Source organism: Roseburia sp. AF02-12 (assembly GCF_003461765.1).
GTDB lineage: Bacteria > Bacillota > Clostridia > Lachnospirales > Lachnospiraceae > Roseburia_C > Roseburia_C amylophila.
In genome coordinates, this window is record NZ_QTXS01000001.1 from 1,915,125 (window position 1) to 1,939,032 (window position 23,908).

The following is a 23,908-nucleotide window of genomic DNA, read 5'->3' on the forward strand; positions in this document are numbered from 1 at the left end:
CCTTTATTTATATAAATGGTGAATCTCCTCTTGAGACCACCAGTTTATATCCAATGGATTCCATACGGTTGCCAAGACATCCACGGCATTCCGCTGCCTCTTCCCCGGTACAGATTTTATTATCGTAAAGGGCGTACTTCTTCCGCACCTTTACCGGTGACAGATTCGGCATTACCACATTTCCTCCAGCCAGGATGCCAAGCTCCCTGCCCCTTGAATGGATGGTTCCCAATGCTGTAGTTGCCGGAAGCAGTACCTTCGGCAGCATCAGGCGGGTAATTGCCAGTAAAAACAATGTCATCTCAAGGCTTCCCTGCTCCATCTCTCCAAATGGTGTATCCTTTTGTGGAATAAACGGGCCGATTCCTACCATATGCGGATTGAATGCTTTCATAAAGACAAGGTCTTCCACCAGATTGTCTATGGTCTGATATGGGGAGCCAACCATAATGCCACATCCTACCTGATAACCGATTTCTTTTAAAGCATACAGGCACTGTTTCCGATTTGCAAGAGACATTTCTGCCGGATGAAGCTTCCCATAATGGGCTTCATTCGCGGTCTCATGACGCAATAAATAGCGGTCTGCTCCTGCCGTATAAAGTCTTTCATAGCTCTCCCGGCTCCGTTCTCCCAAGGACAGTGTAATGGCACAGTCCGGGTAAGCAGCTTTTATCTTATGAAGTAAATCTTCCAATAAATCATCTGTGTAGTAGCCGTCTTCGCCACCCTGCAGGACAAAGGTACGAAACCCTAATGCATAACCATTTTCACAGCAGGATAGGATTTCTTCTTCACTCAGGCGGTAACGTTCTGCATTCCGATTGCTTCTTCGGATGCCGCAATAGATGCAGTCATTCTTACAGTAATTGGATATTTCAATCAGTCCTCTGGTATAGACTTCATTTCCAAAGGTCTCTTTCTGTCTTTTTCTCGCCAGTTCAAAGCCGTACTCTGCAATTTCTTTATCGGTATGCAGTTCTAATAATTCTTTATATTCTGTCTCTGTAAGCAGTGTATCCTCATACAGCTTATCAAATAATTCTTTCCCTCTATTCTTCATGTCTGGTCACCACGCTGGAATATGCTGTTTTTACACTGATTCCCGGTAATTTTCCGATCTTACCGGTCAGTGCACTGATGGTATCCTGCGGCGCATCGATTGCTATACTTACGATATTTATGCCTCTCTCCCGGTATGGAATTCCCATTCTTCCGATAATATAAGCTGCATATTCATGTAAAATTTCATTTAATGCTCCGACTGATTCGTCCTTTTCTATTACAATGCCGATTACAGCCACTCTGGTATCTGCTGCCATTTCTTCGTCCCTCTTGTTTTTCTGAATCAATACAATTTCAACGCTTATTTTACGTTTTTAGTATAAGAGATTTATTTTTGGATTACAATTGTTAAGCTCTGGTTTTATGCGTATTTATTGTATTTTTTTACATACCAGACCTGTTGCCGGCAGCTTTTTATGTATGACCGGCTGCAATCTACAAGAAATACGCTTTGCGAGTTTTTTACTTTACAGGAAAGCAAAAAGGGATTCTGCTCCTTCCTTTCATCCGAAACAGAATCCCTTTTCTTTCACACTTTTTAATTTCCTTTACGTCCTTCTTTATAACCACTTCCAATATAATGCATATAATAGGATTTTAAATCATTTCCAAAGGCGTTTTGAAGATCATTGTATCTATTCTTATATTTTTTCACATTAAAGGAGTCTTTTGCCTGTCTTCCTTCATTCATACCACACTCCACAAAATGCCTCAATGCGGCTGTATCATCACCATAAAACGCTGCCTTAAGGTCAGAATATTTGCTGATGTAATAATTGTAGTCATATACCAGGCTGTAATCCACTCCATTGTATACGGTTACAGGATTCTTAAGCACGCCATTTCCTGTTGCTTTACGTCCTTCCCGATAGCCACTGCCAATATAATGCATATAATATGCTTTCAGATTTCTTCCAAATGCGCTTCTTAAGTCTGCATAATTAGCACGGTAAGCTGCTACATTAAAGGATGCTTTTCCCTGACGCCCCTCATTCATACCACATTCCACAAAGTGACGTAAGGTTGCATTTTCATCACCATTAAATGCCGCTTTAATATCCGGATATTTGTTGATGTAGTAATTGTAGTCATATACCAGCTTGTAATCCACGCCATTGTATACGGTTGTCGGATTCTGCAGTTCTGTACTTCCGGTTGCTACCCGTCCCTCAGCATATCCATTGATGCGATAATGATCATAATATGCTCTCAGATTATTTCCAAATGCACTTCTTAAATCCGCATACCGGGCACGATAAGATGCAACATTGAAGTTTGCAATTGCCTGACGGCCTTCTGCCTCACCATTATTTACAAAATGTGCAAAAATTGCTTCTGTATTGCCGCCAAATGCATTTGCTACATCAGGGTTATTCTTTATGTAATAATTTAAGTCAAAGACCCTTTCATAGCCTGCACCAAATACGGTAGTCGTTGCATATGCACACCGCATTTTATATCCGCCACCACTTACATATACATGGATATTATATACACCCACATTATTCTTATGATTTGCAATATTGGCATGCACGATAAAGGTATCTGCATCTACTCTGGATGCGTTATACCATACAATATCGCTCTGATCAGCCTTTGTCCAGACCGGAACACTAACAGAAGTCACATAACTTGGGACTCCATCCACAACAATATCAAAGGTTCCTGCTGCTGCATTCCTGCTCTGAACGATTACGTCAGAAGTCAGCACTGGTTCTGTGATAGCAAAGGACTTTGTCACGCTGCCCTTATAGTCTCCAATTCCTGTAATGGTTACATAAGCTGTTCCTACAGAATAATTGTCACGATAGGAAAGCTTGTAGTCTACATTTTCTTTCAACATTGTTGTCCCATCTTTGACAACAACCGGCGGAGTCAGCAGTCTTCCATTATAAGTCTGTGATGCAACTGCCAGAACCGTACAATTTTCAATGCTCTTTTCTTTAATTACAAAGGTAACAACTTTTTCTCCGGAGTATACACCAATACCGGAAATGATTACCCTGGCAGTTCCCACATTTCTATTGTTACTGTAGCTTACCGTATAATCAACATCTTCTGTTAATACCTTGCTTCCCATCTTAACGACCGGAACCGGCTTATAAGTCTGTCCGGTATACTGCTCTGAAGCAGGGATTCCGGTAACTGTTGCCTTGGATAAGCTGTTGCTGATTTTGAATTTCTTAACAATTGTTCCGGTATAATACTGGGTCAGCGGACGCACAGTAATGGATGCATCGCCTGCCAGCTCATTATTTGCATACGTTGTTTCATAATCTTCATTCAGCGTTAAGGTATTGCCACCACATGCCACATGGATAGACGGACATATCGGGCTTCCGGTATAAAGCTGTTCCGGAACACTGTCAATAATTGCATCCTCAAGGCTTGCCACAATATTGAAGTAAACGCGCTTGGTCTCATCATAGTTGCCAAGTCCTTTAATTACTACCCATGACTCTCCTGCCCTTAAGTTGTTGCCATTGACAACCTGATAATCCTTCCCTTCTACCAAAAGCTTTCCGTTGTCATAAATCGTCAGTGCCGGGCGGATGTAATTGCCGGTATACTTCTGATCTGGGATTGCTTCTGCCACAGCATTTCCAATATCATGTTTGGTAATCTTATAGTATACCGTAATGCTGTCTTTGTAGTTACCGCTTTCGGTTGCAGTTACCGTTGCACTTGCAGTTCCGATTGCAGTGTTGTTCTCATAAGTTACTTCATACTGGGAAGAATCAATGGTTAATCCGGTAGAAGTATCTTTTAAAGTAAGTACCGGTTTAATCTCGCTTCCGGTATAATCTACGTTATCGGTTCCGGTAATCTCAATATCTGCAGAAGTAAGTGACTTTCTTGCAATCTGATATGGATATACAGCTGTTCCTACATATCCGGTCTGGTCATTTTCCGTACCAACGATTCCAACATATACTGTTCCAGCATGAATCAGGTCAATGGCACTTGCTTCCGTCGTACAATCTTTATCAATATAGTATTTTACGATGTAATCTTCGTTTTCTGTCAGATAGCTTCCGGTCTTATTGAACTTCACCTGAATGTTCTTCGGCTTGGTATCAAGACCGTTATATACAGTATCGGAAATTCCGGTTACCGTTAAAGTATCATTGGAAAGTAAGGTACCGATGGTAAACTTCTCAATTCGTGTTCCACTGTAGTTACCCTGTCCGGTTACTTTAATCCATGCGGTTCCCACCTGACTGTTATTGGTAGAATATTCATAAGTAAAGTCTGTTCCATTTACCAGTGCTACAATTCCATTTTCCGAATTATCTTTCAGGCTGATATTCGGTGTATAAGTAATCCCCTGAATATAAGGATAGTTCCGGTTTGCCGGGTCAAATCCTGTATCAGAAGCATCGGATAACGCCGCACTGATATTTTCAGAAGAAAGATCCCTTGCCAGAATAGAGAACGGAATTGTCTTGCTTCCGGTATAGTTGGTGGTATCCTTCGGAGTAATCTGAACAAATGGTCCGGAAGTTCCATTTGCATCTTTTACAGCTTCATTGTTAAAGTAAGCTGCCGTATAATCTACATTGCGAACCAGCGGTTCTGCACTGGTGGATGTCATGTAAACATTTAATTCCGGTTCATACTTGGTTTTTAACGGTACATACTGTGGATCTTCTATTTTAGAGTATACTAAATCCTCAACATTTTTCTTTAAAATGTTAAACTCTACCGTTGCAGTTCCGGTACAGCTTGCCACACCGTGGATTGCTGCATATGGTGCATTTGCCCCGCCGGCGTTCGCTGCATTGATATTATTGCGATACTCATCCACTACATAATCTGTGTCTAACGTAAGGGTCTGTTCTTTGTTATTTTCATCATTAAATGTTAATTTAATTTCAGGCTCCTGTGCCTCACCATTGTAGGTTACGTCATCAATTATCTTGCTTACCGTAGACAAATCACGTTTTGTAATAGTAAAGGTCTTAGTCAGTGTTCCCTTGTAATTGCCCTTACCGATTACGGTAATGGTCTCGGTTGCGCCTGCCGGTGCACTGGATGGATTATCTGCATCCGTCTGGTAATACACACTATAGTTTGCCGGATCAATTACTTCTGAACCGCCAATCTTCTTAATGACCAGAGAATCCGGCTTAATCAGCTTACCGGTATAAACATAGCTGTCCGCAATTCCGGTAATCTCATAATCTTCCATATGAATGGAATCAATGGTAAATGCTTTCGCCTTGGTGGTTCCCATCAATTTACCGTTTGCTGTTGCCTGAATGACTACACATGGTCCGTTCTCGCCATTTGCTGCTGCAACTGCAGTATTCTTACGATAAGTTACCGTATAATCTTTTCCTTCTTCCAAGGTATCAAAGGTAGAACCGGTTAATGCATATTTCACAACCGGAACCGGTCTGATTTCCTGTCCGGTATAGGAGAATACATCTCCACCTAAGTCAATGCTTAAATCATCACTGCCCAGGTCATATTTAATCGCAAACTTCGCCGATTTCTCACCACTGAAATAAGTTCCGGTTCCCTCAATCGTTACGGTCGGGTCAGTCAGTGAAACAGATTTACCATTTACAATGCTCTTAATGTTGTAGTCTGTTCCAAGTGCCAAAGTCTTGCCATCACATACTACAGTCATATTTTCAATTGGCTGTGTGGTTGTATTGTATTCGCTTCCGGTATATTTCTGTGCCGGAATCGTAATCTCAGCATCTTCAATTTTACCGGTAATAGCGAAATTCGCAACATAGCTTCCTACCCAGTGATTCTTCTCAATTCCGGTAATGAGTACACTGGCCTGCCCTGGAACAGTATTATTTCTATAAGACACGCTGTAATGTGTTCCCTCTATCAGACGTTCCTGGGTATCGCTGCCTTTTACATACACGGTAACGGTAGGTTTCATTCCGCCGGATGCTGCCTGTGCCTTATCATACTCAATGGTATCATAGCTTAACTTCACTTCAATCTGGTCAGCAGAATTATTCATATCTCCATCATAGTAGAAGTAACTATTCTTGGTTCCCTTAAAGTTACCGGTTCCTTCAATGGTAATATCCTGCTGTCCTACTTTAAATTTATCTACCTGGGTCGGAGTATAGGTATAATCTACGCCAGGCTGCAGTGTATATGAATATTCTCCAATTCCGGACTCATTCGGAAAACTCTGTGTTACTGTGAAATCCGGAATATTCTTTTTAAAAATGTAACTCATTCCCTGCAAAGATACGCCTACACCATCAATACTCTTCCGCTGAATAATAAACTGGTTCGAACCTGCAATCTTATCTGCAGTATAATTTGCGCTTTCCAATACACCACAGTAGTTTCCAATACCCTGGATTCTTACATAAGTCGTGCCGGCATTGGTTTTTTCTGCGGCTGTTGCTACATTCTGATAATCCTCATCCGAATATACTTCAAACTGATAATCCTTATTCGTTGACAATAAGCTGGAAGAATCTCCATAGCTTACTTTTACGGAAGGAGTCAGTACTTTATTGGCATAAACCGGACTACTTACGTCTACCCGGAGTTTGCTCAACTCGTTGATGTCCTTCTGATTAATGGTATAGCTTACGGTTGTTGTTCCCGTATAGTTGCTGTTTTCTGCCGCCTTTAAGGTCAGTGTTGCAATTCCCGCATTGATTGCATTTTCACTGCTTTCAATACTGTATTCCTTATCGGTCAGAATATAGCCATTGGTGGTAGGGTACTGTAATACAACACCATCTCCGTCTGCGGTAGTAGAAATTACAACTTTCTGCTCAATTCCATTATATGTATAAGTTCCATTTACTCTTGCATTCAGTTCAGATATATCTTTCTTTACAATGACTGCATATCCGGAAATATCTCCATAATACTGACCCTTGCCGGATACTACGAAGTAAATCGTCCCCGCATTGATAAATGCCTCATTTGTCTCAGAGCTTACAACATTCTTATGTGCTGCATCACTATAGAAGGAAATGCTATAGGACGACGGATCCGGAATTGCATCCATCATTTTTGTCTCAATTGCCTGAATCATTTCATCCTTATGGGAATTGCAGTTATAGGTTCCACCAGAAATATTAAATGCCGGCACAACGGTCGCAATATTTGCTCCAATAAAGAATGTGGTTGTTGCGGTTCCGGTATAATTCTTACCGTCTACTGCTTTGATTCTGACATATACTTTACCGGAATTCTTATGTTCTGAAACCTGTTTACATAATTCATCGTCATAATATCCTTCGACTTCATAATCCACGCCTGCAACCAGTACACGGTTTCCATCAGATACACTGATGCCCGGCTCCACTGCTTCTCCTGTATAACCGCAGTTACTTGCCATTATAGTTAATGAACTCATGCTCTTCGGAGTAATCTTGTAGGAAGTACGGATACTTCCGTCTAAATTAGCATAAGTTCCAAGTCCGCTGATTAATACATAATAAGTGCCTGCATCTACCGGTTCTGCAATGACATTCTTGTAAGCAGAATCCGTAAAATAAGTAACCTTAAAGTCTTCGCCCTGTACCAGGCCTTTGGCACCGTTATTATCAGTAATACGGATTGCCGGTACCTGCATGCTGCCATTGTATTCAAAGGTAACCTGTGTCGGATCATAGTTTGCAGAACCTTCAACGATATTACACTCGCATTCATTTAACTTTCTTGGCACAATACTGAAAGTTCCACGGTTCACGCCACCCTCTGCCAGTGCATAATCTCCAGTCAGTCTGATATAAGCCTTTGCATTGTTGGTTCCAATTTCGATGTTATCTTCACAGGAAACCACTTCCACATACTGGCTGTCTAAGGTAACATTCTTTCCGCCTTCTGCATAATATACTGTAATATTTGCCGGATCCGGAACAACCGCTCTTCCGGTATAAGTCTGGTCAGTAATCACAATGTCTACCGGGCTGATGTTCTTTGGCTTAATCATATAAGTATATACTCTTTCGCCTCCGGCATAATTACTGCCATCCAGACCGGTTATCTTAAGATAATAGGTTGCTGCATGAATCAGTTCCTGTACGCCCGTAGTCTCTTCCTTATCGTCTGCCAGCTCGGTACATTCCGGGTCACGATAAACAGCATAGTCAAAATCCGTTCCTTTTTTCAAGGCATTACCCTCATCATCGGTTGCTGTCAGGGATAATACCTTGCTCTTGCCGTCAAAGAAACTGGAATAACTGGTATCTTTATTAATGACACCTGCTTCTGTTCCGTTGATTGCCAACTTAAAGGTACATTTATCTAAAGATTTTGCTACAATATCAAAATAAATCGGCTCTGCCTTGGTTCCAAGGTCTCCTTCATAATAATCAAGACCGGTAACTTTTACATAATATCTTCCGATGGAAGTCGGTTCAGATACTGCCTGAGTATATTCTGCATCTTTATAATAAGTAATCTTATATCTGGAATTACTAATGACATCACCGGATGTATTGGAAACGGTAATGTTTGGCACATTTTTCTTTCCATTATATTCCAGTTCATTTTTATCCAATACTGCTTTCCCAAGCTTGTCATAGATCTCAAAGTTGATAAATGCGTTTCCGGTTAAATTTCCGGTTCCGGTAATAATCAGGTTATTGGTTCCGGTCTGTCCTGCAGTAGTTTCATTTCGGTATGCCACGTTGTAGTTGCCGGCAGGAATCTCCACGCCATTCAACTTCACTACTACCTCATTGGTCATATCTGGTTTACTATTCTTTACATAATAATATTTATCACTCTTTAAGGAAACACTGATGCCTGCTGCACTTAAATCCGCTTTACCGATTAAGAAGGTAAAGGTCTTGCTGCCCCGGTACAGGGAAGAGGAGTTTGCTGTTACTGTCATCTTCGCTGTTCCGGCATTCGTATTGTCTGCCCAGCTGGTGGTATAGTCAGACGCCTGGATTCCTGCGGAGTTCTGGCTGTCAACCAGTGTAAATTCCGGTCTCTGTGCAGTTCCGGTATAAGTAGAATCACTCAGTCCATTTGAAACAGTTACAGAATCTGCCCCAATATTATAATAAATTTTGTAACGGTTTTCTGCTACTGTTCCTGAAAAAGTATAATTACTGCTGCTCTTTAATACAATCTTAAAGGAATGTGTTCCAACAGAAGTATTGCTTCCTGCAGTATATTCTACGTTGTAATCATCAGAAGAAAGGTTCACCATGGTAGATGTACCGCTTACAATACCATACACACCGGTAATCGTCGGCAATACATCACTTCCGGTATAATAAACATATCCGTCTTCACCGGTTCCTTCCACTCCTTTATAATTAACACCAATATAGCTTAACTTCTGCTGTGCAATCGTAAAGCTCTTCGTGGTCTGCCATCTATGGCTGTCTCCGATACCAACGATATCAATATAAGCTGTTCCTGCGTTGGTATTATTACGATAATAAACGGAATAATCCTCTTTTTCCTTTAATGTCACTCCGTCAATCTGTACTGCAACCGCCGGTCTGACCTCCTGTCCGGTATAGGTATAAGTATCATTTTCCGTTGCAGTCGCTCCATTTGCATCTGCTCCTAATGTAATTTTTCCATTGCCCGGAAATGCATCCGCCGCCTCTGCCGGTATTGCCGGAAGAACGCCTGCAATCATACAAACACTTAAAACTAATACCAGTATTCTTTTTCCAACATCCTTGTACTTACGCATAGAACCTCTCCTTGTTACTTCTTGTTTCCTCATCATTTTTCGCTTTATTCTTACTATATTCTTTTTGCTTTTCAGATTCAAGGGAAACCTTTTTCCGAAAAAGCACAGAATAATACACTTCTAGTTTTTTTATCGACCGGAAGTTACTTTTTCTTTACATTTATCCACAGATTTTTCCATAAAATCTGCATTAAAAAATATACTTGACATTTTAAGCTGCCACTGTTACCATTACAAACTGAAAACAAAATATCACTTTGCTAGGGGCGCCTTTGGCTGAGAAACGCATCTGCGTTGACCCTTATTACTTGAACCGGATAATACCGGCGTAAGGAAGCACATAGTTCAACCTCCTGGCAGAGTATCATCTTTAAGGAGGATTTTTTATGTCAATTTTTGCAACATACGACGGCTCATCTTACCAGCTTACCACCGCAGGTTTTACAGCCCTCGTTATCATCATGATTGCCATTCTTCTGATTGGCTGTGCTATCTTCGGTGGAAAGAAGAAATTCAGTGCAAAGCAGCTTGCATTTTCGGCTATGGCAATTGCCCTTGCCATGGTAACTTCCATGATTAAACTTTTCGATATGCCAATGGGCGGTTCCGTTACTTTACTGAGCATGTTATTCATCGTTCTGATTGGTTACTGGTACGGTCTGGGTGCCGGCTTAACCGCAGCTTTTGCTTACGGAATTCTGCAGTTAGTCGTTGACCCTTACATCATCAGTGTTCCACAGATGTTAGTGGACTACCTCTTCGCCTTTGGTGCATTAGGACTTTCCGGACTTTTCAGCAAATCCAAACATGGACTTATCAAAGGTTATATCGCTGGTGTATTAGGCCGATACTTCTTCGCATTCCTTTCCGGCTGGATTTTCTTCGGCATGTATGCTCCGGAAGAATTCCCGAATGCAGTGGTATACTCTCTTGCTTACAACGGTGCATACCTTGGTGCAGAAGCACTTATTACATTAATCATTATCTGTCTGCCACCAGTCCAGAAGGCATTGAATGCCGTCAAGGATATGGCAAATTCATAATATGATTCTGTCCAAAAAGAGCGTCTTTCCTAATTAGGAAAGAACGCTCTTTTTGATTACGCGAGTAGCGAGAAAAATCGCATGCTTGCATGCAGATTTGACGAGCACCGCGATAACTCGAGAAACTCGCAAAGCGTGTTTCTCGTAGTTGCATTTCTGTATTTTCTTAATTTGTCATTAATTACATCTGAATCCATCCAAAAGCATTTGCTATGGAACTGATTAAAATAATCGCTGCAAAGATCGGACAAAGGTATTTTATCATCACCGTAAATATCTTTTTCCTGCGGAACGGGTTGCCGCCCCGGGTTACTTCTTCTTCAATCCGCTGTACTCCCACCACTCTTGATACCAGAAGGCAGGTTGCAATAGCCGCAATCGGCATCATCACGGAGTTCGTCAGGAAATCAAAGAAATCAAGAAGCTGCATTCCGATAATTTTTATATTCGCCAATGGTCCATATCCCAGTGTGGAAAGACTTCCCAGAAGAAGCATTACAATGCCGACAATTACCGTTGCTTTCCGTCTTTCCCAGCCCAGTTCATCTTCAAAAGTCGATACTGCACTTTCCGTTAATGCAATAGAACTTGTTATTGCTGCAAACAGCACCAGTACAAAAAACAAAATTCCGACTCCGGTTCCAAGTCCCATGCTGTCAAATACTTTTGGAATCGTAATAAACATCAATGATGGACCCGCCTGCAGGGTTTCCGGATTTCCACCGGAAAATGCAAAGACTGCCGGAATAATCATCAGCCCTGCCATCATGGCAATCGCTGTATCGAAGATTTCCACGTTCTTCGTGGACTCCTCAATAGAAACTTCCTTCTTCATATAAGAACCAAAAGTAACGAGAATTCCCATGGCAATGGACAGGGAATAAAACATCTGTCCCATGGCTGTTACTACCGTCATCCAGGAAAAATTTTCAAAATTTGGAATCAGAAAATATTTAACTCCTTTTAATGCTCCCGGTCTGCTTACGGAATAAACCGTTATTAATATAGAAAGAACAACCAGCACCGGCATCATAAATCTGGATACCCGTTCAATACCATTCCGGACGCCGGCAAAGATAATCCCCAACGTAAATACTGCAAAAAAAGCAAAGCAGATTTCTGTGGAAAGTCCGCTGGAAATGAAATCAGAAAAATATCCATCCGATGCAAGCTTACTGCCATTTCCCCTGATATATTCCACCAGATATTTCATTACCCAGCCGCCAATTACAGAATAATATGGCACGATTAAAACCGGAATAATCGCATTTATCCAGCCGCCGAAAGAGAGCCAGCGGGATTTTCCAAAGGTATGATATGCTCCCACCGGGCTCTTCTTCGTCATTCTTCCGATAGAAGTCTCCGCCATAATCATCGTATATCCAAAAGTCAGTGCAAGTATAATATAAATCAGCAGAAAGATTCCTCCCCCATACTTTGCCGCAAGATATGGGAATCTCCATATGTTTCCCAGTCCCACAGAAGCGCCTGCTGCTGATAATACAAACCCTATCTTCCCCGAAAATGTACTTCTTTTCTCATTCTGTGTCTTCATTTTGTTTTTTCTCCTAAACTCATAATTTCCATGACGCAAAGTTATAGAAATCATAACACAGTCTCATAGTTCCTGCAATATTCTTTCCTTTTTATCATGCTGCCTCTTATTTCCCCCTATATTTCTGCATTATATCTCCATATATTTCATTTGTTTTTACAGTGCATTTCCATGTTTTTTCTATGTTTTTGCACAATTTGTGTTATTTCACAAATTTTTCACAATTTTATTAGCACTCACCTCTTGACAGTGCTAATAATTGGTGCTATAACGTAGTCAGAACAAAGGAGAGGAACAAAAAGAGGTTCCTAAAACATCCCGGTTCCAAAGAAACAAGGTAAACAAGCATAGATAGATTTATTTAAAAAAGGAGAGATGACTTATGTTGATGCCTAGTATTTTTGGAGAGAATTTATTTGATGACTTCTTTGAGGATTTTCCATGGATGGACGATAACATGGACATGAAAAAAACTGAAAAAAAACTTTACGGTCGTAGAGCCGCACGTCTGATGAAGACTGATATTAAGGAACAGGACAATGGTTACGAACTGGTAATCGATTTACCTGGATTTAAGAAAGACGAAGTAAGTGCTTCCTTAGAAAATGGTTACCTGACCATCAGTGCCGCCAAAGGCTTGGATGAGGAAGATAAAGATAAGAAATCCGGCAAGTACATCCGTAAGGAACGTTATTCCGGAGCCTGCAGCCGAAGCTTTTATGTCGGTGATGGCATTACCGAAGAGGATATCAAAGGCGAATTTAAACATGGTATCTTAAAACTCTTCGTTCCGAAGAAAGAAGCAAAACCTGCAGTAGAAGACCACAAGTACATTGCCATTGAAGGATAATAGAATTTTATATAGTATCTGATTTAGATTAAGAAAGGAAGCATGTTATTATGTCAGATAAAAATCCAAAACATCCATTAAAGAAGAAGAAAGTAAAAGCAAAAATTAATGTAGCCGACCATGAGGCTGTTGAGGAAGCCAGAGAGGCTCACAGAAATAAAAAACATTATTATTAATTACAACAATTATTTTCAGGAGGAATGACTTATGTTAGTACCAAGTATTTTTTCAAACAACTTTGTAGATGATATATTCGATGATGTATTTCCATTCGGAGCTTACAATGCTCCTGCAGCAGACAACCGCGCTGCCATGAACACTGACGTTAAGGAATTTGACGACAGATATGAACTGGAATTTGAACTTCCGGGCTTTAAGAAAGAAGATATCCAGGCTGAGCTGAAAGACGGATACCTCATCGTCAATGCCAAACACCAGGACAACAAGGACGAAAAAGACAAAGATGGCAAATATATCCGTAAAGAACGTTACTATGGCTCTTACCAGCGTAGTTTCTATGTCGGAGATGGCGTTACTCAGGATGACATCAAAGGCGGTTTTGAAAATGGTATCCTGACTCTGACCGTTCCGAAGAAAGAAGCAAAACCTGCTGTGGAAGAAAAGAAATATATTTCCATTGAGGGATAATACCAGGATAATTAAAAGGAAAAAGGGGCGGTGTGAGTATTCACACCGCCTCTCCTTTTTATGTGAGAAACACGCTTTGCGTGTTTCTCGTAGTTTAGCTGACATTACTTTATCGTCGATGCCCGCTGTCTGATATTCTTATTAAAATTAATCACATTGTGATTATATTCTTCATCCATCAGTTCAGAATGAATCATAAAATCTGCGGTCGCTTTATTATTGGCAATCGGAATGTCATAGACCTGGGCAATACGAAGCAATGCTTTTACATCCGGGTCATGAGGTGCTGCAGTAAGCGGGTCTGAAAAGAAAATAACGAAGTCTATTTTTCCCTCTACTATCTTGGCACCAATCTGCTGGTCTCCACCCAGCGGGCCACTATTATAGCCCTTAACCGGCAGTCCCGTCTGGTCTGTAATCATCTTTGCAGTTGTTCCTGTTCCACACAGAAAATGTTTCTTTAAAGTCTCTGCATTGTCTTTACACCACTGAATCAGTTCTGCCTTTTTCCCATCATGGGCAATCAATGCAATATTTTTCTGTTTTCCGATTGTCAAAGTAAGAAAATCCGGTTCCATACTCATATTGTGTCTTCTCCTTTATTGTATTATTTTCCAACCTTTTCATTTATCAAGTGAAAATCAACTCCTGATAAACAATTGCAGCTCGCCAATCACGCTTATATGTTGACTTGCTTACGTTCATTATAACATGACAAGATGATTCCAGACAATATTGGGGTAGAAATCTTCATATAAAAAACGAGTACACTTAACAGTCTACTCGTTTTTTTCGTCGATGCGACAGGATTTGAACCTGCGACCTCTGCGTCCCGAACGCAGCGCTCTACCAAGCTGAGCCACGCATCGTTATTTAATTCTTTCACACGCTCAACTATATTAGCATATATCGCATTTTTTGTCCAGTAATATTTTTATTTTCTTTTCTACTTAATCGTTTTATGTTATACTTAAGTCAATCATAAGAATGGCTTTTACAATGCCAAGTAACTTTTTTACCAGAGAAAGGCACATTATGGAGAACAACCAGAGACCAACCATTGCAATTATGTTAGGTGACACCCAGTCCAGCTACTCAGAAGACTTACTTCGGGGTTTCTATACCTGTGCCAGAGAAGAAGATGTCAATATTATTTTTCTGATGGGCCCTCAGATGCCACAATATTGTAAAGATATTTTATCCTGCAGCTTTGACGGGGACTATAATTATCAGTTCGATACCATTTATGATTATGTACATTTCAGCAAGCCGGATGCACTGATCATCACTTATGGTTCCCTTTCTATTTTTAAAAGTAATCAGGTAAAAGCGGAATTTCTTTCCCATTACAAAGATATTCCATTTCTGATGTTAGAGGACACACCGGACGATCCGGACATCCCATATCTGATTGCTGACAACTACAACGGCATGCGGCAATGTATCGAACATCTTGTGAATGTCCATGGCTATCGTAAGATTGCTTTTGTAGCAGGACCAGCTAACAACAAAGACTCCAACGAACGGCTGAAAGCCTACCGAGATGTTATGGTGGAACATCAGCTTCCGGTCACGGATGATATGGTCGTCTATGGCAACTACTCAGAGCTTGTCACCGAGCAGGTGGAATATATCTTAGACCACAACCCGGGATTAGAGGCAATTGCTTTTGCAAATGATAATATGGCAAAGGCAGGATACCGCGTCTGTGCTGCAAGAGACCTTTTGGTGGGACATGACATTGCCATTACCGGTTTTGACGACATTGACCACGCAAAAACCATGGAGCCACCACTGACCAGTGTTTCCCACAGCAGCTTCCAGTTCAGCTACCAGGCATTACAGACTGCGCTTATGCTCTGTCAGGGAAAGAAGCCACAATCCTGCCGGATGTCAGCCATTTTTCACCAGAGGAGCTCCTGCGGCTGCCAGCTGCACACCGGCTTTACCACACTGCGTCATATCAGCATGGAGCAGCTGCACGATTTTATACACCAGCAGGTCGATGCTATGGCTGAGGAATTATTCTCTTCCATTTCATACGAAAAAGATCGTAATTACTATACCGAAGTTCTACATGCATATTTTGAAAATATATATGAAGAAATCTTTATCCGGAAGGGAACTGACTTCTCCAACGAGCCTCTGATTCGTTATCTGAGAAAGCTTACTGCATATCCCCATATTTCCGGAGAAATGCTCCTAGAGCAACTTACTTCATTACTCCGTACACTGATTAACTTCTCGGAGGAAGAACTGCTGCAGACACAGCTTTCCGGCATTTTATCCTTTACCCAGCAATACGTTCATTCTGCGGATGTCTTCCAGCTAGAAAAAGAAATCATGGATTCTAACCGGAAAGCCTGGTTTGTACCTTCCTTTACAAGAGATTTGATTAACTCCGGTGCCAATTTCAAAGAAACGATTACACATATCATGGAGCGGCTGCATCTGATGAATGTCAAAAGTTCCTTCTTTTTCTTCTTTGACAAACCGGTCATTCATCAGGAAAATGAGCTTGCAGAGTATCCGGACGAAATCTATCTGGCAGCATATTACCATGATGAAAAATCAGTCTACCATGAACCGGGCAAACGTCCAAAAGTAACGACTGCCAATGGATTTTCCAGTTTTCTTCCAAAGGAACACAGCCACTGCTATACATCATTTATCCTCTTTTCCGGAGATGAACAGTTCGGTCTGCTGCTTTGCGAAGTGGAACAGAAAGATATTTCCTTTATGCAGATTTGCAGCCTCCAGATTGGTGCACTCCTGCATTTTATCCAGTTAAATGCCAGCGAACGCCAGATTCAGAAAGAATTACAGGATTCCATGAAAGTCATTCAGGAGCAGAACAGCATCTTAAGCTATATCTCCGAATATGACGACTTAAGCCAGCTTTTGAACCGCCGTGGATTTATGGAACGGGCATCCCATGCTATAGAATCCAATTCCGGCAAAAAGGCTTATCTTCTCTTTGGTGACTTAGACCACTTAAAAGAAATCAATGACTGTTTCTCACATCTTGCCGGTGATTTTGCATTGCGTACCGTATCTGAACGGCTCCGGAAATGCCTGCCGAAAGATGCCATTACTGCAAGACTCGGTGGAGATGAATTTGTATCCTTTATCTTAACAGATATACCGGATTTCAAAGAACAGCTTTTAAAGAATCTGAAAACAGAGAGTGATGCTTTTAATGCCGTATGCGATAAACCTTTTTATGTAGAAATCTCTGTCGGCATCTACGAATTCTATTGTAATCCGCAGATGAACTTAACAGACATTCTCAAGCACTCTGATGCAATCCTCTACGAGGAAAAGGTCAAACGGCGTGCAAGTATTAAAAAGTAGGCTATGTTTTTCTATAAGCTGTAAGAAACACACGCTATGAAAATAGCGGAAAAAAAGCCGGATGGTCAACCCATCCGGCTTTCTGAAACCGCTCTTTTATTCATCCATTCCCCATTTATCTTTCATGTACTCTTTTCCGAATCCAGAACCGATATTTTCATTGATTCTACGTCCGAAGCAGGCATAAAATCCAATCATTGCGGCGAATATCAGAATTCCAATAAATATAACCATAGTAAGCACCCTCCCTGCGTCACTTTGTTTTTCCAAGTATAACATAAGCCACCCGGAATGTCATCTTTTTCTATTTCATATTCATAATAATCTCTCTTGCGACAGCTGCCTCTACCGGTGTTGCAAATACACCCTCTTCAAATTCCACGATTCCGCCAATTCCTTTTTCTACTACGAAACGAAGTTTTCCATCCCGGACTTTCTTGTCCGTATATAATTTCTTAACCAGCGCTTCTCTATCGATATATTCCGGAATCTCTACCGGCAGCTTCGCTTTCTCCAGCAGATTCTTCACTTCTGCCTTCTCTTCTTCTGTCATATAGCCAAGTCTGTGGGCAAGTTCCGTCTGTGCAATCATTCCAATGGAAAGTGCTTCCCCATGAAGTAGTTTATAATCACTGACTGTTTCTATGGCACGTCCTACGGTATGTCCAAGATTTAAGATTTCCCTTAAGCCCTGTTCTTTTTCATCCTTCATTACCACGGCATATTTTATCTGACAGTTCTTCTTTGCGATGTATTCACAGGCTTCTCTGTCTCCCGCGAAAATATCTTCCATATGTTTTTCCAGGAATTCAAACATTTCCTTATCTGCCATGCAGGCATGCTTGATTGTCTCTGCCATACCACTGGAGAGCTGCCGCTGTGGCAATGTCTTCCATGCAGCAATATCAAGATATACCTTCTCCGGCTGATTAAACAGCCCAATCAGATTCGTTGCCAATGGCGTATCTACTGCTGTCTTTCCTCCGACCGATGCATCTGCCGCCGCCAGAAGTGTCGTAGCATAATTAATAAATGGCACGCCTCTGCCATAGGTTCCTGCCAGAAATCCAGACAAATCCGTCACTACACCGCCGCCCACGGCAATGATGCAGCAGTCTCTCCGAAAGCCAGCCTCAAGCATGGCATCTTCTACTTCTTCCTTTGTCTTTCTGGTCTTACTGGTCTCTCCTGCCGCAAAGACAAATTCTTTTGCCTGATAACCTGCTTCCAGCAGCAGTTCCACAATGTGGTCTGCGTAAAGTTCCTTTACAATGCTATCTGTAATTACTGCAAACTTCTTAATCTTGCCAACCAGTCCATTTTTTAAATCATCAATTAATTTTTCCTGTAACTGGTAGCCAATCTCTATTTCATAGCTGTCATCTACTACTTTTTTTAATTCTACCTGAAATACGCTCATGTTTTCTCCGTTCTATCCTGTGTCTTGTAAATCTGCGTCTGTCTCAGATTTTTATTTCGTTTATTATACTATTTTGCTCTTTTCTCTACAACCACCGAAACTCTAATCGAAAGAAATTCCCAGTTTGTGAAATATCCTATTTCATGCCAGATGTTCCTCTATGTATGTAATATATGGCTTCTTATTTACCTTATCCTGATTTGCCACATACCAGTCATAAGCTTCTTTTAACCCATCCGCCAATGGCTTTGTTTCTTTCATAAGTGCAAGCTGTTTCCTGACATCCAGTGCATATTCATAATTATAAAAGCTGAAGTAATTGCGCTGTTCTTCCTCCGCTGGAACTTCCACAAACTCCGGCTGCTTTCCTGCCGCCTGATAGCACAGAGTTACCCAGTCACGAATGGATATGCTTTCTTTATTTCCAACATTGAAAATATGCTGCTTTGGTTGTTTTTCCACCAGAATATCTATAAATCTACACAAATCCTCCACATGAAAAAATTGCAGCTTCATGCCGCCCTCCTGTGGCAGATAAAATTTCCGGTTTTCCAATGCACAGTCAAATACAAAGGCTTCCCGGTATACATTATTCATCGGTCCATATAAATAAGGCGGTCTAAGGATATATGCCTTCGGATTTCTCTGCATCAGTGCTGTCTCAGCCGCTATTTTATTTGTTCCATATGCACCCCAGTGCACATTTTCTGCAAGCTGTATTTCTTCCGTAAATGGTGCCGGCGCATATTCCGGATATACGGCACTTGAACTTATAAGAACATAATCTTTGTAACTTTCCAATGCATTCAGCAAATCCGCTGCATCTTCCCCGGTATATGCCGTATCAATTACCAGGTCAAAATGCAGTCCCTGCAGTGCATCACCGATTGCATGCCGGTCTGCCTGAATCAGTTTTACAGCCGCCGACTGCGGTCTGGTGTTTCGATTTAACACATAAACCTCATCACCTTTTGCCACATAATGCTCTGCAATAAACCGACTCACAAATACAGTGCCACCAGTTACCAAGATTTTTCTCATACTTCTCCTCCTTGTGCATGGGTTTTTATGAAATTTTTATTTTCCCCGCTCTAATGTTAAAACCATACATTCTTTGGATTCGGTAAATCCGCAGGCATGATACAAGGCTCTGCCACTCTCCGTTGTATCCAGACTCAGTTCTGTCACACCACGCAATTTGGCTTCATTTATCAGAAGTTCCATCATGTGGCGGGCAATTCCCTGTCCACGATAGTCCTTCTTCGTATATACATTCATAATATGTCCACGTTTTCCGGTAGGATGGACAAATGTCGGCATGACCTCAATATAGCTGACCGATGCACAGCCAACTACTTTTCTTCCATCCATTGCCAGAATTGTCGTCTGATTGCCATCTTCAAAATACAATCTGCTGCTGTCGACCAGATTATCCGGAAATGTATCATCCTCTGACAAATCATTTACTTCCCGCAGCATCTCCAGCCGGGTACTCATCAGATTCTCCATATCTCTTCGTGACGCATTCATATATGTTATCATAATCATTCCTCCAGGTCGCATTTTTTCTGTCTTCTTCGTACAGCAGTATCATATCACAGAACGGAGGAAATAATACTTAATTTTTTATGATTCTTTGATTTCCATATAAAATGTCACATTCTTACAATCATATCCTACGAACTTCAGTCGATTTTTTCCCTCTTTCAACTGAATAGAATAGGTAGTCAGTTCATTCACTTCAGAATCCGGCGTACATTCCACCACCGTTGACACATTTCCATCCTCATCAATCTGCACCAGCTTTGCTTTTCCTTCATCCAGCGTAAACACAAGCGTTATATCTACCCACGTCGCGCTGCTGCAATTCGCTTCCCAGAGTGTCTCCCTGCCATCGAATTTTCCAACGGTGTATGTCACATTATTTCCATAATTATTCAATACACTATTTGTTTTAGCATACCGGTCCCCACCCTCTGCTATCTGAATATCTGAATCGTACTGCTCTTTTGCAAATTTATTATTACAGCCAGTAAGCAATAGCCCCATAACTAAAATACATACTATGCCAAATCTTTTCATTTTCCCTGTAATCTTGTTTTTCATTCTATTTTTAATCTTCCTTTTCATTTACACTTCCTTTGCGTTCTCTCTTCTTTTCCGTTCACTCTTCCTCTTCATTCACTCTTCTCTATCACCGATTGCATGAACAACGCAGGCAAATCCCGCAACCATCGAAAATAAAATAGCTCCTCCCATTGAATTGTCCAAAAAATCCCCCATAAAGAAACCTACAATTCCCGCAAGTACCATAATACAAACTGCATCCACTGCTTTAAATTTTCTCATAAAAATACCTCCGTTTTTTGCGCTCTTCTTGTTTTTAACTTCTATTTACCCACAACAATTTACATATCATATTATACTTATTATTGTTTCGCATGTATATAGCTTATCTTTAGCTTTCTTTTATGAATTACTTTTTGACTTTCTTTTTTTAATGAAATAAAGACGAAGGGATTCAAAAATGCTGTTAAAAATAGATGAACGCCAAAATATCAACTCCACGATGTTGTTTTGCCGAACACTTTTAAACGTTATTCCCATGTTTCTTTCCTCCATGTCATAATTTTTAATACAATAACTATTGAAACAAAAGCTGAGAAAAAGAAATGCTACAATTAAAAAATGCAGTCATTCCTTTTTCTCTATACATTTATTCTGTTGTTTCAACCTCTTCCTGCGGTGTCACATCATATAGCCATACTCCTTTTTTCTCTTTCTTATTTAAATTCAATGTGTTTTTCGTTTTAGTTCGTGAATATCCTGTATATAGTTGTTCATCATCAGATTGTGACAACCATCCACAAGTCATCGGATAACCTTTGCTCAAAATCGGTTCATCATAGTATATGAATCCACTCATTGTAATTTCTCCCCCAATACTTATATTTACCTCTTCATGCACCTCTATCTCATATTCATTAAGTTCTTCTTCTGTTACATTCGACCAATCTTCGTAAAAAGTGTAAAATTTTACTTCTTTATTGATAGTCGTCCCGATTAATGAATTCAGCTCAGAATATATATCAGTATTCATAAATCCATATTTAGGAGAAACATTTGTTATCAATAACTCTATTTCTGATTCATACGAGTCCTTTTCCTCGTTAAAATTATCCTGATTAATAACACGATACAAACCAGACACTGTAATATCGTTCATAAGTTTACTATACCGTTTTTCTTCTTCTCCATATTTTACTTCTGGTTCATCATAGAAAATCATAAATTCATCATCCGTAAATATAATCTTGGAATCCTTTGAACTAGTATCATAATCCACTTCAAGATTGCCTAGTTTTACTGTTTCTGGTTGAAATCCACCATTTACAAGGTCATCCTTACTTGTCATTCTCCATTCACCTCTAAGAATATCCTGTGTAATAGTTGTTTCATCTGAAGTGCCTTTTTCAAATTCTTCAATTTGTTTCTCTAATTCTGACAATTCACTTTGTCCTTTGTCGGTAAAATCTGTTTCTGTTGTTTCTGTTGTTTTAGACACTTCTTGCTCATCCGTTTCTTTTTGTTGTTGCCCACAAGAAGTCAATATATTTCCTTTTGTCTCTGATTCATCTGCATTCACTCCATCTAAAGCCTTTTGTGCTTCAGCGGGTTCATTTTCCTGCTCATTTGACATGACTTCATGGCTAAATTCGAAGTAAACCTGATTGCAGTGGTAATCTGTACCATCAGTTTCATTGATTTCAACAATAATCAGCTTCAAAAGCCTTCTAAGTAACTGCTTTAATCTTATTTCCAGTTTGGAACACTTTAAATCTAGTAAAGAATAGGCTGCCTTAATTGCTATATTGGTTGTTGCATTTGTGTCCTTAAGTCCTGCTGTATTCACCCCCATTCCAAACCGGTAAATATTTTTTTCATCCAATTCAAGTTTTGCCTGTCTCGTCTGATATGGCACATCCACGGTCTTGACATCAACACCGCCGTCATCATCCACACCAATTATTTTTTTGTCTTCAGGTTGGTCTGCAATTCTTCCAAATTATCACCCTGAAAACCTTTCACCACATGAATAGGAGTATCAAAATCAATCAGGTTATTTGAAAGGCTGCTTACTATATTTGATATATTCCTAGAACGTAATGAATTGACCGTAAACAAGGCTTTAGCCCTTTGATGGCAATAATCCTTACTTTAAGGGTACAAAATCCGTAAATGGCAATCGTATAGTTCCCATACCACCATTTTTAATGAATTTATTTCAGAATACATAAAGGCCTTACCAGGAACCAATCTCTTCTATTCTGCCAATAATGAATATATGACTGCTTCTGCTTATAATAAGATGTGGTCTAATATTATTTCCAAAATGAATGTTGCTGCCAGTGGGTCAAATAAGATTAAAATAATAACCAGACTGACCGCGCATATCTTTCGGCATAATTACTGTGCAAACTTATGTTATCAGATGCCAAACATCAGTATTAAAAGAATTGCACAATTATTAGGTGATTCTGAGGAGATGGTTTTAGAGGTTTATAATCATGTTCTGGAACAGAAAGAAAACGTGCAGGAAGTAGTAAAAAATTCAATTAATTTTTGAAGATGAAGGGATTCAAAAATGCCCTTGAAGATGGGGTGAAGATGAATATTTAGGCTTACTTAGCACTACTTCCGATTACTCACAAAAATGGCGGAAATACTGTATTTATCAGCATTTCCGCCATTTTCAACGACTGAGACATCGGGGATTCGAACCCCGGACAACTTGATTAAAAGTCAAGTGCTCTACCAACTGAGCTAATATCCCATTTCTCAGGTTTTCTGAGAATGCCCAGTTCCGGAATCGAACCAGAGACACGAGGATTTTCAGTCCTCTGCTCTACCAACTGAGCTAACTGGGCAAGAGTTGCGGGAACAGGATTTGAACCTGTGACCTTCGGGTTATGAGCCCGACGAGCTTCCAGACTGCTCCATCCCGCGTTATTCAATTATCTTCTAAAAAGAAGAATGGGCAGAGGTGGATTCGAACCACCGAAGCAATTTGCAGCAGATTTACAGTCTGTCCCCTTTGGCCACTCGGGAATCTGCCCATTTCTATACAATATGAAATTGTATAAAGCCGATGATCGGACTCGAACCGATAACCTGCTGATTACAAATCAGCTGCTCTGCCAATTGAGCCACATCGGCATATCTTGCGCTACACTTATAACTACAAGAAAAGTGGGACCTACAGGGCTCGAACCTGTGACCCTCTGCTTGTAAGGCAGATGCTCTCCCAGCT

The 23,908-nt window shown here is 40.6% G+C and carries 18 protein-coding genes, 6 tRNA genes and 1 riboswitch; of the genes, 6 read left to right on the forward strand and 18 right to left on the reverse strand.

Annotated features, from left to right (window positions below):
* Positions 1-7: 7 nt before the first annotated feature.
* From hydE to DV740_RS09400, 3 genes are all read right to left on the reverse strand, one after another.
* The gene (gene hydE / locus DV740_RS09390) at positions 8-1,063 is read right to left on the reverse strand and encodes a [FeFe] hydrogenase H-cluster radical SAM maturase HydE (protein ID WP_118087925.1); all 1,056 of its coding nucleotides are present in this window, start codon (positions 1,061-1,063) and stop codon (positions 8-10) included.
* Entirely contained in the window at positions 1,053-1,322 is a 270-nt protein-coding gene (locus DV740_RS09395; protein ID WP_022242806.1) for a TM1266 family iron-only hydrogenase system putative regulator, read from the reverse strand. The genes hydE and DV740_RS09395 overlap by 11 nt, the downstream gene beginning before the upstream one ends.
* A gap of 281 nt (positions 1,323-1,603) precedes the next feature.
* Positions 1,604-9,727, reverse strand: a complete 8,124-nt coding sequence (locus DV740_RS09400; protein WP_158561548.1) for a GBS Bsp-like repeat-containing protein — start codon at positions 9,725-9,727, stop codon at positions 1,604-1,606.
* A 252-nt stretch (positions 9,728-9,979) separates the two neighbouring features.
* Positions 9,980-10,079, forward strand: a riboswitch (TPP riboswitch).
* 34 nt (positions 10,080-10,113) lie between these two features.
* Between DV740_RS09400 and thiT the strand changes: the two genes are divergently transcribed.
* Complete coding sequence (gene thiT, locus DV740_RS09405; protein ID WP_118056963.1) at positions 10,114-10,770, forward strand: energy-coupled thiamine transporter ThiT; 657 nt, start codon at positions 10,114-10,116, stop codon at positions 10,768-10,770.
* A gap of 181 nt (positions 10,771-10,951) precedes the next feature.
* On the opposite strand, the gene DV740_RS09410 is transcribed toward thiT, so the two are convergent.
* Entirely contained in the window at positions 10,952-12,325 is a 1,374-nt protein-coding gene (locus DV740_RS09410) for a sodium-dependent transporter (protein WP_118087927.1), read from the reverse strand.
* Positions 12,326-12,707: 382 nt separating this feature from the next.
* On the opposite strand from DV740_RS09410, the gene DV740_RS09415 reads away from it, so the two are divergent.
* The 3 genes from DV740_RS09415 to DV740_RS09420 are packed head-to-tail and all read left to right on the forward strand — an operon-like array spanning position 12,708 to position 13,823.
* Positions 12,708-13,175 (forward strand): Hsp20/alpha crystallin family protein, encoded by a 468-nt coding sequence (locus DV740_RS09415; protein WP_118087928.1) that lies wholly within the window; start codon positions 12,708-12,710, stop codon positions 13,173-13,175.
* A 50-nt stretch (positions 13,176-13,225) separates the two neighbouring features.
* Entirely contained in the window at positions 13,226-13,351 is a 126-nt protein-coding gene (locus tag DV740_RS15195; RefSeq protein ID WP_255415056.1) for a hypothetical protein, read from the forward strand.
* 31 nt (positions 13,352-13,382) lie between these two features.
* The gene (locus DV740_RS09420; RefSeq protein ID WP_118087929.1) at positions 13,383-13,823 is read left to right on the forward strand and encodes an Hsp20/alpha crystallin family protein; all 441 of its coding nucleotides are present in this window, start codon (positions 13,383-13,385) and stop codon (positions 13,821-13,823) included.
* Positions 13,824-13,927: 104 nt separating this feature from the next.
* On the opposite strand, the gene DV740_RS09425 is transcribed toward DV740_RS09420, so the two are convergent.
* Positions 13,928-14,401, reverse strand: a complete 474-nt coding sequence (locus DV740_RS09425; RefSeq protein ID WP_117842334.1) for a methylglyoxal synthase — start codon at positions 14,399-14,401, stop codon at positions 13,928-13,930.
* Between the two features lie 217 nt (positions 14,402-14,618).
* Positions 14,619-14,692, reverse strand: a tRNA-Pro gene (locus tag DV740_RS09430).
* A gap of 166 nt (positions 14,693-14,858) precedes the next feature.
* On the opposite strand from DV740_RS09430, the gene DV740_RS09435 reads away from it, so the two are divergent.
* Positions 14,859-17,177, forward strand: coding sequence for a GGDEF domain-containing protein (locus DV740_RS09435; RefSeq protein WP_158561549.1), 2,319 nt, complete (start codon positions 14,859-14,861; stop codon positions 17,175-17,177).
* Positions 17,178-17,273: 96 nt separating this feature from the next.
* On the opposite strand, the gene DV740_RS14805 is transcribed toward DV740_RS09435, so the two are convergent.
* The 7 genes from DV740_RS14805 to DV740_RS09460 all read right to left on the reverse strand — a co-directional run bounded on the left by DV740_RS14805 (position 17,274) and on the right by DV740_RS09460 (position 22,654).
* Positions 17,274-17,411, reverse strand: coding sequence for a hypothetical protein (locus DV740_RS14805; protein ID WP_156454671.1), 138 nt, complete (start codon positions 17,409-17,411; stop codon positions 17,274-17,276).
* A gap of 70 nt (positions 17,412-17,481) precedes the next feature.
* Positions 17,482-18,597, reverse strand: coding sequence for a 3-dehydroquinate synthase (aroB, locus tag DV740_RS09440; protein WP_118087931.1), 1,116 nt, complete (start codon positions 18,595-18,597; stop codon positions 17,482-17,484).
* A 141-nt stretch (positions 18,598-18,738) separates the two neighbouring features.
* The gene (locus DV740_RS09445; RefSeq protein WP_118087932.1) at positions 18,739-19,638 is read right to left on the reverse strand and encodes an NAD-dependent epimerase/dehydratase family protein; all 900 of its coding nucleotides are present in this window, start codon (positions 19,636-19,638) and stop codon (positions 18,739-18,741) included.
* Positions 19,639-19,674: 36 nt separating this feature from the next.
* Positions 19,675-20,139, reverse strand: coding sequence for a GNAT family N-acetyltransferase (locus tag DV740_RS09450; protein ID WP_118087933.1), 465 nt, complete (start codon positions 20,137-20,139; stop codon positions 19,675-19,677).
* Between the two features lie 84 nt (positions 20,140-20,223).
* A complete protein-coding gene (locus DV740_RS09455) occupies positions 20,224-20,727 on the reverse strand; it encodes a hypothetical protein (RefSeq protein WP_022242824.1) in 504 nt (167 codons plus the stop codon).
* A 51-nt stretch (positions 20,728-20,778) separates the two neighbouring features.
* Positions 20,779-20,946 (reverse strand): hypothetical protein, encoded by a 168-nt coding sequence (locus tag DV740_RS14810; protein WP_156454672.1) that lies wholly within the window; start codon positions 20,944-20,946, stop codon positions 20,779-20,781.
* Between the two features lie 367 nt (positions 20,947-21,313).
* Positions 21,314-22,654, reverse strand: coding sequence for a phage portal protein (locus tag DV740_RS09460; protein WP_118087934.1), 1,341 nt, complete (start codon positions 22,652-22,654; stop codon positions 21,314-21,316).
* 174 nt (positions 22,655-22,828) lie between these two features.
* Here DV740_RS09460 and DV740_RS15350 point away from each other — a divergent pair, with 174 nt between their 5' ends.
* On the forward strand, positions 22,829-23,224 hold the full coding sequence (locus DV740_RS15350; protein ID WP_334294286.1) for a tyrosine-type recombinase/integrase: 396 nt from the start codon (positions 22,829-22,831) through the stop codon (positions 23,222-23,224).
* 134 nt (positions 23,225-23,358) lie between these two features.
* Here the strand turns inward: DV740_RS15350 and DV740_RS09470 are convergent.
* The 5 genes from DV740_RS09470 to DV740_RS09490 all read right to left on the reverse strand — a co-directional run bounded on the left by DV740_RS09470 (position 23,359) and on the right by DV740_RS09490 (position 23,814).
* Positions 23,359-23,431 (reverse strand) — tRNA-Lys (locus DV740_RS09470).
* 21 nt (positions 23,432-23,452) lie between these two features.
* Positions 23,453-23,525 (reverse strand) — tRNA-Phe (locus DV740_RS09475).
* A gap of 5 nt (positions 23,526-23,530) precedes the next feature.
* Positions 23,531-23,604, reverse strand: a tRNA-Met gene (locus DV740_RS09480).
* A 28-nt stretch (positions 23,605-23,632) separates the two neighbouring features.
* A tRNA-Tyr gene (locus DV740_RS09485) sits at positions 23,633-23,714 on the reverse strand.
* A 27-nt stretch (positions 23,715-23,741) separates the two neighbouring features.
* Positions 23,742-23,814: transfer RNA gene (locus tag DV740_RS09490), tRNA-Thr, on the reverse strand.
* Positions 23,815-23,908 lie beyond the last annotated feature (94 nt).